Origin of the sequence: Marinovum sp. PR37, assembly GCF_028807375.1 — a bacterium.
Classification (GTDB): Bacteria; Pseudomonadota; Alphaproteobacteria; order Rhodobacterales; family Rhodobacteraceae; genus Marinovum; species Marinovum algicola.
Genome location: NZ_JARAML010000033.1, coordinates 1 through 14014, shown reverse-complemented (window position 1 = coordinate 14014; position 14014 = coordinate 1). Strand labels below are relative to the sequence as shown.

The following is a 14014-nucleotide window of genomic DNA, read 5'->3' as shown; positions in this document are numbered from 1 at the left end:
TCCCTGTGTTCATCTCCGCCCGCCTCGGCGTGCAGCTGTTCCTGTGCCCCTCGGGGCGAAAATCGCGGCGCGGCGCTGGGGTCGCGGGTCATGGGGTCAGCGGCTCTGCGGCGCAAAGGGGTCTGACGCCCCGGCCGGCAACGGCATGTCAAAGGCATTCAGCGTGAGAGCGACAAGGCTGTAGTAGCCGATCAGCGCCACCAGATCGACGGTGCGGCGCTCGCCGATCACCTGGACCGCGCGTTCGTGCAGCGTATCGCTCACCCGCGTTGTCCTGAGCAACTCGCTGGCATAGGCGTAAATGACCTGGGACGTCCGATCGTCGAACTCGGGCTGATCATTGTCGCGGATGGCGGCAATGGCTGCGGCCGGCACCCCGACACGCTCGGCAATCGGCGCGTGGATCGCCCATTCAACCGAGGCGGTCCAGTGCCGCGCGACCACCAGGATGGCAAGCTCGGACATCTGCGGCGTCAGGTTGGAATCGTAGCGGCAATAGGCCCCGAGCTTCTGGGCGCATTCGGCCAGCTCCGGATTGCGCAGCCAGGCCGGGAACGGCCCGCCCAGACGCCCCCGGCGCGAGACGATGTCATCGTGGATCTCCCGCTGTCGCGGCGTCATGGTCTCGGGGGTATGGGGGTTCAGACGGGGCGACATGTGCGATGTTCCATGAGTTCTCGCCGGCAGGACCGGACAAGGCCGATCCGGGGCGGCGGGACCGCAGCCAGCTGCCGCGATCCTGGTTGTGAAGATGGGACGCGCGAGGGCGTCAGACCGTGGGGGCCTCGCCGAGGCCGCTCTTGGCGCCGGTGATATAGACCAGCCAGCGATAGATCAGCACCGCCGTCATCAGCCCGGTGCCGATGGGCAGCAGGTAGTAGGACGGCCAGGTGATCACCTTGAACCCCTGTTCGATCATGAAGGAGCCAGCGTTGTAGGCATTGCCGGCCTCCTGCCAGGTCTTGTAGGCCAGCAGCCCGAAAACCACCGCCGACACGAGGTAGGTCCAGGAGTAGAGATGGTAGCGCGCGGTCTTCGGCAGGAACTCGGTTACCACCTCGACGGTGATATGCTCGTTGCGGGTCTCGACATAGGCCAGCGGGATGAAGGCCACCACCACCATGTAATAGCTCGACACCATCGAGATCGTCGCCGGAATGGGCGCGTTGAACAGGAACTTGCCCGCCACGTCGATCGTGATCTGAAGCATCATAAGGATGATCGCCAACATGCCCACCCAGGTCAGAACCCGGATCATTCCGGCCATCGCGCGGCCAATCAAGTACATCGTTCAAACTCCACCCATCAGGTCAGGTTCAAGGTGCCACGCGGAAGCCAGGTCGGCCAGTCCCCACGTGGCATCCGACAGACACCCCCGTCCTGGTCCGCGCGGGGAGCATAGGAACGGGCGGGCGTGACTGTCGAATTCGAGGTTACGGCATGCCGAAGGTCTCGGGATCGAGCCGGGCATAGATGTTGTCCCAATAGACCTGGGCCAGGCGTTCGCGGTCGGTGCCAGCCTCGGCGGTCAGGCCCTTCCACTTCTCGACCAGCGCCTTGATGGTCTCGACCTTCTCGACGGTATTGGAGACGCCGTAGTCGCTGGAAAACTGTTCCTCGATCACCTTGATGTCGTCCATCACGAAGGCATCGGTCCGCGCCACAAGTTCGTCCGTCGGGTCGACAAGTGTCACGCCGCGGCCCGCCGCGCCGGCCTTGTCCTCATCCGAGAGGTCCTGATAGCCCAGCGTCATGTCGGCCTGCATCATCGACATGCCGCGCAGAAGCACCGCGCGCTGGTCGCCGCTCAGACCCTGCCAACTGTCGATGCCGAAGTTGGCCGTCGCCGCGCCGGCAAAGACGCCGCCGGGCACGTCGAGCGTGACGTACTTGGTGACATCGGCGAGCGAGTTGTTGGTCAGCTCGCTGATCGCCGCCATGGTGCAATCGATCACGCCTTGGCCCAGGGCTTCGTACTGGTCATTGCCAGACATCGACACCGCGATGGCGCCGAAGCTTTCGGCCCAGCGCGAGAAATTGGGCGAGCCCGAGCGCAGCTTGGTGCCCTGCAGGTCCGCCACAGTCTCGACCGGGCGGTTGCACAGCAGCACGTAGGAGGCGCTGGACATGCTGCCGAGGAAGACCTGCCCCTGCGCGGTGTATTCCGCCAGGCATTCGGGACATTCGAAGAAGATATATTCGCTCATCGCGCCGGTCATCGCGGCACCGGGGCTGGGCACCTTGCGACCCGCGGTCGACAGCATCGACAGGTTGGCCACCAGGTTGCTCTCGGAGAACTCGGCCGGGTAATAGACCGGCAGGACAAAGCCGAGATCGGCCAGACCGTCGCGGATACCGGGTGAGGTTTCCTTCATGCTCAAGAGCGACAGCGAGTAGACCTTGATCTCGAGGTCGGAATTCTCGGCGACGTAATCGGCAAAGGCCTCGTAGCTCTTGACCGTGGAATTCTTGGGGGGCAGGCCGACAGCCGCCTTCAGTGGCTCGGCCGAGGCCTGGACCGAGGCGCAGGCCAGCGCGGCTGCGAGCGCGGTCGCACTGGCGACCTTCAGACCTCGGGGCCCGGTAAGTGACGGCAGTTCCATTTGATTCCTCCCAATCGAAATGTTCTTCCCGAACCATCTTCGGCCAAATGTTTTGTTATGCATAATGAATAGGCGTTTACTTAACGGTTCAAAAAGTAATACAACTTATGGAAGGTCGCCGGCACGACAAAGCCCGCCGCTGGCGTCACCGCCAAGGCAGGCCTCACTCCGCTTGCGCGCGGTCACGCGGGCGTCTTGCGCCAGATGTCGTTGAGGAAGCTGGCCACAGCCACATGCGCCTGTTCCGCCGCATCGACGAGCCCGAGAAAGCCCATGAAGCCATGGGTCATGCCCATGAAGTTCTGGTACTGCACGTCGACCCCGGCGGCGCGCAGCTGCTGCGCATAGGCCGCGCCCTCGTCACGCAGCACATCGCATTCGGCGGTCAGCACCAGCGCCGGCGGCAGGCGGGCATCAAGTCGGGCGTTGGCAGGGCAGGCGCGCCAGTCGTCGCGCAGCGCCGGATCCGGCAGATAGCGCTCCATGAACCAACGCACCGTCTCGGTCTCGAGCGAGCCGTAGCCGCTGCCGTAACGGTCATAGGACGCCGTGCCGCCGCGGTAGTCGATCACCGGGTAGACCAGCGATTGCGCGGTGACCGAGAAGTCTCCGCTGTCGCGCGCCATCAGCGCCACTACGGCGGCCAGATTGGCCCCGGCGCTGTCACCGCAGACCGCCAGACGGTCGGGATCGACCCGCAAGGCCTCGGCCCTGTCGGCCACCCAGCGGGTGGCGTCGTAGCAATCCTCGACCGCCGCCGGGAACGGGTGTTCCGGCCCCATCCGGTAATCCACCGAAACAAGCGTGCAGCCGCTCTTTAAGGCCAGGAACCGCGCCAGGGTGTCATGGGTTTCGAGGCTGCAGACCACATGCCCGCCGCCGTGATAATAGACCACCACCGGGGCATCAGCGGCGTCGGACACCCGATAGATCCGCACCGGCACATGGCCATAGCCCGGCCCGGTGGTGGTGTTCTCGACCTGATGGACCTCTGGCGGCGGATAAGACGCCCGGCGCGCTGCTGCCAGACCTTCGGCCTGGGCGCGTGCGGCTGCCAGATCGAGATGCTGCAGGCTTTGCAGCCCCAGTTCCTGCGCGCGATCAAGCAGTGCCTGGACTTGCGGATGAACGTCTTCGGGCATCGGGCACCTTTGCTGCGGTTGGTCTCAGGTCTCGGTCAGAGCGCCGGTCATGTGGCCGCCACCTTGGCCCTGGCATCCTCGAGGATCAGGTCAGCGGCCTTTTCGGCGATCATGATGGTCGGCGCATTGGTGTTGCCGGCGACCACCATCGGCATGACCGAAGCATCGACCACCCGCAAGCCTTCGATGCCGCGCACCCGCAACCGGGTGTCGACCACCGCCATCGGATCATCGCTGCGCCCCATCCGGCAGGAGCTGGTGGCGTGGAAGTTGCTGCCGCCAGTCTCGCGCGCATAGGCCAGGAATTCATCATCGGTCTGCACCGCCTTGCCCGGCGTCATCTCGCAATCATAGAAGGCCTTCATCGGCGTGGTTTCCATGATCTTTCGGGTAAACCGCATGGCCAGCACGGCGGTCTGCCGGTCGGCCTCGGTGCCGAGGATATTGGTCAGGATCGCCGGCGGCACATGAGGGTCTGACGACTTTGCATGTACCGAGCCGCGGCTCTGCGGCCGCAGCAGCGTCGGGCCGAGGGTGATGCCGGGATGATCGTGCAACCGCCGGTCCTGCATTGAGGTATAGGTGCCGGGGAAGACCTGCAGATGGGTGTCGGGCGTGGCCAGATCGGGCCGCGTGCGGAAGAAGGCGTTGACCGGGTTGGTCGGGCTGGCCAGCACGCCGGTGCCGTTGATGTAGTAGCGGATCCCCTCGCGCAGCGCCCGCAACCCGCGAGTGCGTTCGTTGAAGGTGCCCGGCGCGTTCTTGAGCTTCCAGCGCAGGCGATAGACCTGGTGGTCCTGCATGCCCTCGCCGACCCCCGGCAGATGGTGAACCACTTCGACGCCGATGTCGCGCAGCCGGTCGGCGTCGCCGATGCCCGACAGTTCCAGAATCTGCGGCGAGCCGTAGACCCCTCCGCAGAGGATCACCGCCTGATGGGCCCGCGCCTCGGTCATCCGGCCTTCTCGCTCGTAGCGCACGCCGGTGGCGCGCTTGCCGTCGAACAGAACCTTGCGGACATGCGACAGGGTATGGACATGCAGGTTGGGCCGAGACCGGACCGGTTTCAGATAAGCCTGCGACGTGCTGGAGCGGCGGCCGCGCGACATCGTCACCTGGGCTAGGCCGATACCCTCCTGCTCGGCGCCGTTGAAATCCGGGTTGTGCCGCAGACCGACCTCGGCGCCGGCGGCGATCAGCGCCTTGCTGACCGGCATGACCTCTGTCTGGTCGGTCACCTGCAGCGGCCCGCCGGTGCCGTGAAACTCGCTTTCGCCGCGCTGGTTGTTCTCGGACTTGCGGAAATAGGGCAGCACCTCGTCGTAAGACCAGCCCTGACAGCCCATCTGCGCCCAGCCGTCGTAGTCCCGCCGGTTGCCGCGCATGTAGATCATGCCGTTGATCGAGCTCGACCCGCCCAGCACCTTGCCGCGCGGCAGGAAATCGCGCTTGTTGTTGGCATGGGGTTCCGGCTCGCTCTCGTAACACCAGTTGAGCTTTTCGTTGGTCAGCACCTTGCCGAAACCCAGCGGGATGCTGAGCCAGAAGTGGCGATCCTCTGGCCCGGCCTCGAGCAGCAGCACCTTGATCTTGGCATCCGCCGAGAGCCGGTTGGCCAGGACACAGCCTGCCGACCCCGCGCCGGCAATTATGTAATCGTAATCCATCACGGGTTTTCCTGTCTGTAACAGTGGGCTGCAGGGGCAAAGCGGGTCCGGGGGGCTGGGCTGTGGCTCATACAATCGCTCCGCCACCGTCGACACAGACCTCGGCCCCGGTCATGAACGACGCCTCGGATGAGGCGAGAAAGACCACCACGTTGGCGATCTCGGACGGCTCGCCGAAGCGGTTAAGCGGCAGGCGCGCCAGCCGCGCCTCGCGCGCGCCGGGTCGGGCCACCGCCGCCTGTGCCATGGCGGTCTCCACCATGCCGGGATGCACCGAGTTGCAGCGGATATTGGCGGCAGCCCCCACCAGCGCCACCGACTTGGTCAGCATCCGGACCGCCCCCTTGGACGAGACGTAATGCGCCGCCCGCCCACCGATGATGCCGGCCATGGAGGAGACATTGACGATGGCCCCGCCGCCGCGCTGGCGCATCGCGGACAGGACTTTCTGCGCGCCGAGGAAGGGTCCCTTGGCATTCACCGCCATGGTCAGGTCCCATGCGTTTTCGTCGATCTCGTCCAGTGGCACAGGGTCGAGAATGCCGGCATTGTTGATCAGGATATCGACGCCGCCGTGATCTTCGGTCAGCTGCGTCACGACCCTGTCCCACTCCTTGGCGCGGGTGACATCGAGCCTGACCACCTGGGCGCGGGGGCGTCCCTCGGTGGCGTTCAGTTCTTCTGCCAGCACCTCGGCCGGGCCGATGTGGATGTCGCTGATGCACACGAGCGCGCCCTCGGCATGAAACCGGCGTACGATTGCGGCGCCGATGCCCTGGCCTCCGCCGGTGACCAGAACCACCTTTCCGGCGATCCCCCTGCGCTGACTGACTGTATCCATGACTGCCCTCCTGACCCTGGCTCAGCCGACGTTCACGCCGGCGCCGCCGTCGACGCGCAACGAGATGCCGGTGACGAAGCCGGATTCATCCGACGCGAGGTAGAGTGCGGCATTGGCCACGTCCCAGGCGGTGCCCATCTTGTTGCGCAAGGGCACCCGCTTGTTGCGCGACACCTCCATCTCGGCGCGGGTCTGGCCGAGGATCGGCGCGCGCATGTCGATAGCCATGGGCGTGTCCATCAGCCCCGGCAGGATCGCGTTGGCGCGCACGCCGTCGGCAGCATTGGTGATCGCCAATTGCTCGGTAAAGGCCACCATCGCGGCCTTGCTGGTCTTGTAGGTCACCATCGGGTTCTTCTCGATCGCGGCCAGCGACGAGATGTTGATGATCGAGCCGCCACCCTGCGCCTTCATGATCGGCACTACGTGCTTGCAGGCCATGATGTTGCCGCGCAGGTTCACCGCCATCACCCGGTCAAAGGCCTCTTCGGTGATGCCAGGCAGCTGGGCGTCGCCGCCAACCGTGCCGATGCCGACATTGTAGTGCAGCACGTCGACGCGGCCCCACTCCTTCACACAGAAGGCGGCCATCGCCGCGAGATCGACCTCGCGGGTGACATCGGCCTGGAAGGCCTGCGCAGTGCCGCCTTCCTCGCGCACCATGGCAGCGCTTTCCTCGGCGCTGGCGAGGTCACGATCGACGCAGAGCACCCGGGCGCCCTCACGGCCGAAGACGAGACAGGTGGCCCGCCCGTTGCCGATGGTCTGGCCCGGCGACTGTCCTGCGCCGATGACGACGGCGACCTTGTTTTCAAGCCTCATGGCGCTTGCTCCTTTGCGGTCCTGGGCCGGTCAGGCCGGGTCGCTTGTGCCCGGCCTGACCGCGTGCCTCTCAGCGGATGGCGATCGGCGAGCCGGGCGAGCCAGTGCCGCCGCGGATCGGCATGGGGCTGTAGATGTAGGTGAAGACAAAGGTCCCATCGTCGGCCAGTTGCCCCAGCCGCAGGTTCTCCTGGTTGACGATGCCGTGGCGCGTCTGGAAGAAGCTGTGGACGCAGGAGGCGCAGGTCGGGTCCGGGTAAGGCACCGGATCGGTTGCGCCCCAGGTGTCACCGCCGGTCACCCCGGGGTTCTGCGCCACCACCCAGCGGGCGGCATCCATGCAGAGGCCCGGCTCGCCCGAGTTGTACTTGGCCGGATCGGTCCAGAATTGCTCCCAGCCGAAGCGGAGCAGGATGGCATCGCCGTCCAAGAACTCGAAATCCGCCATGCCTTGGTTGCTCAGCGCCGTCTGAACGTCAGCCACGGAGGCGCAGTCGCCGACGTCCCAGTCCTTGAGCGAGGTAAAGTCGATCAGCACGCCGCGCGCCACGATCGGGTGCAGCTTTTCGACGCCCAGCTTCTTGAGCCCGTAGGTGCCGTTGATGTCTTCGGCGGTGAAGCCGTTGTAGAAGTACATCTTCGACTTGTCGCCGGGCGCGCCGGCCTGTACCCCGACGTGACCCAGACCGTCGAACTGCGTGCCGACCTGGCCGATCTCGGTGGCGAGGTATTCGTCGTTCCAGATCAGCGCGTTGGTGCCAAACGGGCCGCCGGTCGGCGCGCCGGGAATATGCATCGTCCACTTGCGCACGCCGAACATCGGCATTTCAGAGTGGTAGTCATGGCCCAGGCGATAGACCTTGCCGGTCTGAATTTGCGACACTGCGCGCAGCACCACCTCGGGATCCAGATACCAGTTGGTCGAGCCGGCCTCGTCACCTTCACCCCAAAGCGGGTTCGGCCACCACTTCTCGCCCATCGGGGTGTCCATGGTCTCGCCGTCGACCCAGGGCTTGCCCTGGCACTCGGCCCAGGCCTCGACGCTGCAGGCGCTGGCGGGCAGTGCCACGCCCGAAAGCGCGAGCGTCAGCGCCGCGAGAGCCGGATGAAAGAGCCGCCGGCCCCATGTACTGGCGGCAGAGGTCGCATGCATGTGTTCCGTCATTGTCCCGTTCCTTTGGATTTGGTTCCGGTAAAGTCGTTCGACAGCGGAAAGGCGATCGTCGGCCGGGTGAACTCCAGCTCGCGGTGGCCGCCGGTGATCACCGCCTCGCAGCGGGCGCGGAATTCCGGTGCGGTGCCGCTGTAGCGGACAAGCCCACGTTTTTCCTTGCCTTTGACGTTCATGTTGACGCCGGTCATCCAGCTGTCGACCTCGTTGGCCAAGAGGCCTTTGGCCTTTTCGGCAACGAAGTCATGCCATTCGTCGACCGCTGCGGGCTTGGGCGTCACCTTGGTGATCCCCTCCTCCTCCATGTGGCCGATGATGCGGCTGATCCAGTCAACATTATGTTCGATCGACCGCGGCTGGTTGCCCAGCGCGCCGTGCGGACCCATGACCATGAACATGTTCGGGAAGCCCTTGACCATCATGCCGACAAAGGTGGTAGGCCCGTCTTTCCATTCCTCGCGCAGGGTCTGGCCGTCTGCGCCCTGGAAATCGATCTGGTCGAAAGCGCCGGTGATGCCGTCGAAACCGGTGGCATAGATGATCACGTCGAACTCGAACTCTCGCTCGGTGGTGCGGATGCCGGTCGGGGTGATCCGCTCGATCGGCGTTTCCAGCACCGGGATCAGCTCGACATTGTCTTGGTTGAAGACCTCGTAATAGCCGGTCTCCTGCGGCACCCGACGGGTGCCGAAGCCGTGATCCTTGGGGATCAGCTGTTCGGCCACTTTCGGGTCCTTGACGCGCTGGCGGATCTTGTCGGCCACGAAGTCCGAAATCTCGCGGTTGATCTCGCGGTCGGTGTGGATCTGGTGGAAATTGCCCTGCCAGATGCCGAAACCCGGCGTCTTGTAGAGCTCTTCCCAGAAGGCCAGCCGCTCTTCCTTGGACACCGCGCGCGCGTCACGCGGGTCATGGGTGTGGATGAAGCAGGCCGCGGTGGTCTGGCAATGCTTGAAGATCTCGGGATAGCGGCTGCGGATATCCTCCATTTTCTGTTCGGAGATTGGCGAATTGTGCAGCGGGGTACACCAGTTCGGACGGCGTTGAAAAATCGTAAGGCTCTTGGCGGTCTTGGCGATTTCCTGCACCGCCTGAATGCCGCTGGCACCGGTGCCGATGACGGCGACGCGCTTGCCGTCGTAATCGATGCCCTCTTCGGGCCAGAGACCAGTGTGGCACCAAGTGCCCTTGAAATCATTGACGCCCTCGAACCTCGGCATGGTGGGGATCGACAGCAGGCCGATGCCGGTGATCAGGTAGCGGCTGAAGAACTCGGTTCCGTCGGTCAGCTGCACCCGCCAGATGTTGCGGTCTTCCAGATACTGCGCCTCTGCCACCCGCGATTTGAAGCGGATGTCATCGCAAAGCTCGAGTTTGTCGGCGACCAGATCACAGTAGCGCTTGATCTCGGGCTGGCCAGCGAAATGCTCTGACCAGCTCCATTCCTTCAGGATCTCTTCGTTGAAGGAATAGCCATAGGACCAGCTTTCTGAATCGAAGCGCGCGCCAGGGTACTTGTTCCAGTACCAAGTGCCGCCAACACCGGACCCCGCCTCCAGAACCAGGGTCTTCAAGCCCAGTTCCCGCAGGCGGTAGAGCTGGTACATCCCGGACATTCCGGCCCCGATCACGATGGCATCATACTCGGGGCTTTCGGCGGCGCGGTGACCGGCTTCGTCTTTACGATCAATGCTCATGTCAGTTCCTCAGGCATAGATTTCTCTGGTGGCAGGCTGAACTCAGCCGGTGCGCGAACAGGGACAGCCGCTCGCACTTGAAGGTCGTCTGTCGGAAGGGCCGGGTCAGGCTACGGCAAAGCCTTGGTAGCCATTGGCCACGACCTCGTTGCACTTCTCGATGTAGGCAGGCAGGCCGGCGTTGTAGGGCATGAAAACCCGTGGCTTGCCGGGGATGTTGGAGCCCAGGTACCAGCAGTCGGCGTGGTAGCGCAGGCTGGGGCGGGCGACCTCGTCACAATGGCGTACCCAGTAGTCTTCGGCATCGAGCGTAGCCTCGATCACCGTGCGGGCGTTTTTCTGGACGTAGTCGATGGTTTCGGTGATCCATTCGACCGATTGTTCGATCGACGGCAGCATGTTGGTAAAGACGCTCGGGCTGAGCGGGCCGGTCACCGTGAACATGTTGGGGAAACCGGCGACCGCCATTCCGAGGAAATTGCGCGGGCCGTCCTTCCAGTGATCGCGCAGCTTCAGCCCGTTGCGCCCGCGGATGTCGATGCGGTTGTAGCTGCCGGTGAAGGCGTCAAAGCCGGTGGCATAGACGATGCTGTCGAACTCGTGCTCGATGCCGCCGCGGACGATGCCCTTGTCGGAAATTCGCTCGATCGGCGTCTGGCGCACCTCCATGATGTCGACGTTGGGGCGGTTGAAGATCTCGAAGTAGCCGGTGTCGACGCAGATCCGCTTGACCCCGATCTCGTTGCTCGGACAGAGCAATTCGGCGGTTTCCGGGTCCTTGACGATCTGCCTGATCTTCTGCCGCACGAATTCGGCGGCAAATTCGTTGGTTTCCTTGTCGTACATCGAGTCGGTGTAGCCGCCGAGGAAGGTCAGACCGCCCCGCTCCCAGCGCCGTTCAAGCTCGCGCTGCATCTCGTCCTTGGGCGTCGTCTTGCCCTCTTTCTCGCCGAAATCGTCGAGCACGCCGCCGTAGATCCGCTTGGCCCTGGCGCGCAGCTCGGGGTAGTTCTCTTTGACGTAGACGACATACTCGGGGTCCTGCGGCCCGTTGTGCGACGGGATCGAGTAGTTGGGCGTCCGCTGAAACAGTGTCAGACTTCTCGCTTGGCTGGCGATCACCGGACTTGACTGCATGGCGGTCGACCCGGTGCCGATCATCGCCACCCGCTGGCCGGTAAAGTCCACCGGCTCATGCGGCCATTGCGCGGTGAAATAAGTGTTGCCCTTGAAGTCATCGATGCCGGGGATGTCGGGCTTGTTGAAGGACGACAGGCAGCCGACGGCCAGCAGGAAGTACCGAGCCTCGACCGTTTCGCCCGGTTCGGTGGTGACATGCCAGGTTTGGCTGTCGTCGTTGAAATGCGCCGCCTGGACGCGGGTGTCGAAGCGGATGTCGCGACGCAGATCGAAGCGGTCGGCAACGTGGCGGGCATAGCGCAGGATTTCCGGCTGCGGCGAATATCGTTCGCTCCACTCCCATTCCTGCTGCAGCTCCTCGTCGAACTGGTAGGAATACTGCATGCTTTCCACGTCGACGCGGGCGCCGGGATAGCGATTCCAGTACCAAGTGCCGCCGACGTCAGAGCCAGCCTCGTAGATCCGGGCGGTCAGGCCCATCGTGCGCAGACGGTGCAGAAGATACATGCCGGCAAATCCCGCACCGACGACGACAACGTCGAGTTTCTCATGCATCATTGGGGTACTCCTCTCGAGCTTTTCGGCGCAGGGGCCGGAACGGATGGGTTGACAGGCCGGGCGGGGCTCAGTTCAGCACGCGGGGCAGGTACAGGGTGATTTCCGGGAACAGGATCAGCAGCGCCACCACCAGCAGGTCGGCGACCAGGAACCACATGACCCCGCGGAAGACGGTGGAGGTGGAGGCGAGATTGCCGACCACGCCCTTGATAACAAAGACATTGAGCCCGATCGGCGGCGTGATCATCCCGATTTCGAGGAACTTGGTCAGTACGATACCGAACCAGACCAGCGAGTAATCCGTACTTTCGATGATCGGCAACAGGATCGGCAGGGTCAGCAACATCGCCCCCAACGGCTCGAGGAACATGCCAAGCACCAGGTAGATCACGGCGATTGCCAGCAGCAGCAGGACCTCATTGGCACCGATGGCGATGACGATCTCGCTCAGGTAGTCGCCGGCGCCGCTGAAGGCCAGGAACCGGGTCAGCATGCTTGCGCCAATGGCGATGATGAACAGCGCGCCAGAGGTCAGCAGCGTCTCGAGCAGGGCGTCGCGGATCTTCTTGAGCGTCAGCAGGCCCTTGATCGCGGCAATGGCCATCGACATGAAGGCCCCGACGGCGCCGGCTTCAGTTGGGGTGAAAATCCCCCCGAAAAGCCCGCCGAAGACGCAGATCACCAGCACCAGCACCGGCCAGATTTCCTTGAGCGCCGACAGCTTCTCCGACAGCGGCACGGTCTCTTTCAGACGCGGCGCCAGCTCGGGCTGCAAGGTGGCCCGGACCATGATGACCAGGATATAGCCTGCGGCGGTGATCACGCCGGCGCCGATGCCGCCAAGGAACAATTGGTTGATCGGCACTTCGGCGATGATGCCGTACATGATCATCAGGATGCTCGGCGGAATGAGTGCGCCGATGGTGCCCGCCGCAGCGACGGTACCCGTGGCCAGGCTGACGTCATAACCGCGCCGCAGCATCTCCGGCACCGCGATCCGTCCCATGGCCGCCGCGCAGGCCACCGAGGACCCGGTGACCGCGGCGAAACCCGCCGCCCCGAAGACCGACGCGATGGCCAGCCCCCCCGGCAAGCCAGAAAGCCAGACCCGGGCCGCATCGAAGAGCCCCTTGGTCAGACCGGCATGAAAACTGAAGAACCCCATCAAAAGGAACATCGGCACCGAGCTCAGCTGCCAAGTGGCCGCCATGTTGTAGGGAATGATCCCCAGCGAGCCAAAGGCCGCGCGTTCGCCGACCAGCACCCAGATGCCGCCAAACGACACGCCGATCAGGCTGACCCCGATCGGCACCCGCAGGGCAATCAACGTCAGCAAAAGCCCGATGCCCACGAAACCTACTTGAATATCCGTCATTCAGACTGCTCCAGCGCATTCGTGAGCGTTTGCAGACCCGAGGGCCGACGTTGTGCAGAGGCCGTCAACCGCGCGTGTTTTCCGCGCAGGACAGGCAAAATGGTACGCTGCATCCCAAGTCCTCCCTAAGATCCCGATGCTCTTGTTCATGACTTAACTCCATATTTTTGGTAATGGATAATGAAAGTTCTATCGTTCATCCAAGACGAAAAGTTATATTCAAGCGACAGTTCCAAGGGCGCACTTCTCTCATCGCCCCATCAAACCGAGGAGCAGGCGCAGGCCGGTCATGTGCGCTGGCTGCAGACCGAAAATGCAAGATGTTGGAGGGGCGGCGGGAACGACCGGGGCCTGCCATAGCTAAGCAGCCGGGGGCGGCCCTCCTAGGCTTCAGTTGCGCCGTACCGGTGCGCTCGAAAGAAGGCGATGACTCAGCAGGTTCGGCTTTGTATGCTTGAATAAGTTATTGGTGAATAATGAGGTTTCCCCTCATCTCGGCTCCTGGCCATCGGGTCTGATCTTGAATTTGGAGCCTGGGCGATCAGGTATGCCCTCCATCTTGCAGTGATCGCGCGGGACCGACACAATGCCCATCTGCGACGCAAGGCCTACGCCGCGATCGCCGCGAAAATGGCGCGCACCGTACACTCCGTGGTCAAACACGGCGAACCCTGTCGCCCCTTCTTCGAGGGGATGAGCCCAGGCGGAAGGACCCTTGTCTCATCAGAGCCGTGGAGGCAGTTCGCTGACCTCGTAGATAATGTTCAGGTCTTCCGCTTGGGATTTTGGCTCTCGTCTTAAGGACGGTGAGGGCCGCCATCGCGCGTACCCTGTGTTTGCTATGGGAGAGACCGCTTCTGACGGCGGAGACCGCTTGGGCAACGATATCAGGGCATCCGGGACACCGGATGGAGCTATGCCCGAAAGTTGGTGACGGTGTGATCAGGCGGCGGTTGGAAGTTGCTTGATGCCGTCTTCGAAGGCAATCCCCTGAATGA

General features: G+C 63.7%; 11 protein-coding genes and 1 pseudogene. 1 reads left to right on the top strand and 11 read right to left on the bottom strand.

Annotation, left to right across the window (positions count from 1 at the left end):
- Positions 1 to 96 precede the first annotated feature (96 nt).
- From PVW49_RS20895 to PVW49_RS20845, 11 genes are all read right to left on the bottom strand, one after another.
- A complete protein-coding gene (locus PVW49_RS20895; RefSeq protein ID WP_274591481.1) occupies positions 97 to 657 on the bottom strand; it encodes a carboxymuconolactone decarboxylase family protein in 561 nt (186 codons plus the stop codon).
- 112 nt (positions 658 to 769) lie between these two features.
- Positions 770 to 1288, bottom strand: coding sequence for a TRAP transporter small permease (locus tag PVW49_RS20890; protein WP_274591480.1), 519 nt, complete (start codon positions 1286 to 1288; stop codon positions 770 to 772).
- 145 nt (positions 1289 to 1433) lie between these two features.
- Positions 1434 to 2603 carry a C4-dicarboxylate TRAP transporter substrate-binding protein gene (locus PVW49_RS20885; RefSeq protein WP_274591479.1) on the bottom strand — a complete coding sequence of 390 codons (1170 nt, stop codon included), beginning with the start codon at positions 2601 to 2603 and terminating at the stop codon, positions 1434 to 1436.
- A 182-nt stretch (positions 2604 to 2785) separates the two neighbouring features.
- Complete coding sequence (locus tag PVW49_RS20880) at positions 2786 to 3745, bottom strand: alpha/beta hydrolase (protein WP_274591478.1); 960 nt, start codon at positions 3743 to 3745, stop codon at positions 2786 to 2788.
- Between the two features lie 47 nt (positions 3746 to 3792).
- Complete coding sequence (locus PVW49_RS20875; RefSeq protein ID WP_274591477.1) at positions 3793 to 5412, bottom strand: GMC family oxidoreductase; 1620 nt, start codon at positions 5410 to 5412, stop codon at positions 3793 to 3795.
- A 67-nt stretch (positions 5413 to 5479) separates the two neighbouring features.
- Positions 5480 to 6253, bottom strand: coding sequence for an SDR family NAD(P)-dependent oxidoreductase (locus PVW49_RS20870; RefSeq protein WP_274591476.1), 774 nt, complete (start codon positions 6251 to 6253; stop codon positions 5480 to 5482).
- 21 nt (positions 6254 to 6274) lie between these two features.
- The gene (locus PVW49_RS20865) at positions 6275 to 7075 is read right to left on the bottom strand and encodes an SDR family NAD(P)-dependent oxidoreductase (RefSeq protein ID WP_274591475.1); all 801 of its coding nucleotides are present in this window, start codon (positions 7073 to 7075) and stop codon (positions 6275 to 6277) included.
- Between the two features lie 70 nt (positions 7076 to 7145).
- On the bottom strand, positions 7146 to 8240 hold the full coding sequence (locus PVW49_RS20860) for a cyclase family protein (protein ID WP_274591474.1): 1095 nt from the start codon (positions 8238 to 8240) through the stop codon (positions 7146 to 7148).
- The gene (locus PVW49_RS20855; RefSeq protein WP_274591473.1) at positions 8237 to 9943 is read right to left on the bottom strand and encodes a flavin-containing monooxygenase; all 1707 of its coding nucleotides are present in this window, start codon (positions 9941 to 9943) and stop codon (positions 8237 to 8239) included. Before PVW49_RS20855 ends, PVW49_RS20860 begins: the two co-directional genes overlap by 4 nt.
- Before the next feature lie 105 nt (positions 9944 to 10048).
- Positions 10049 to 11641, bottom strand: coding sequence for a flavin-containing monooxygenase (locus PVW49_RS20850; protein ID WP_274591472.1), 1593 nt, complete (start codon positions 11639 to 11641; stop codon positions 10049 to 10051).
- Between the two features lie 67 nt (positions 11642 to 11708).
- Positions 11709 to 13016 (bottom strand): TRAP transporter large permease, encoded by a 1308-nt coding sequence (locus PVW49_RS20845; RefSeq protein ID WP_274591471.1) that lies wholly within the window; start codon positions 13014 to 13016, stop codon positions 11709 to 11711.
- 567 nt (positions 13017 to 13583) lie between these two features.
- On the opposite strand from PVW49_RS20845, the pseudogene PVW49_RS20840 reads away from it, so the two are divergent.
- Positions 13584 to 13817: pseudogene (locus PVW49_RS20840) on the top strand (hypothetical protein); the annotation flags it as partial.
- Positions 13818 to 14014: the final 197 nt, after the last annotated feature.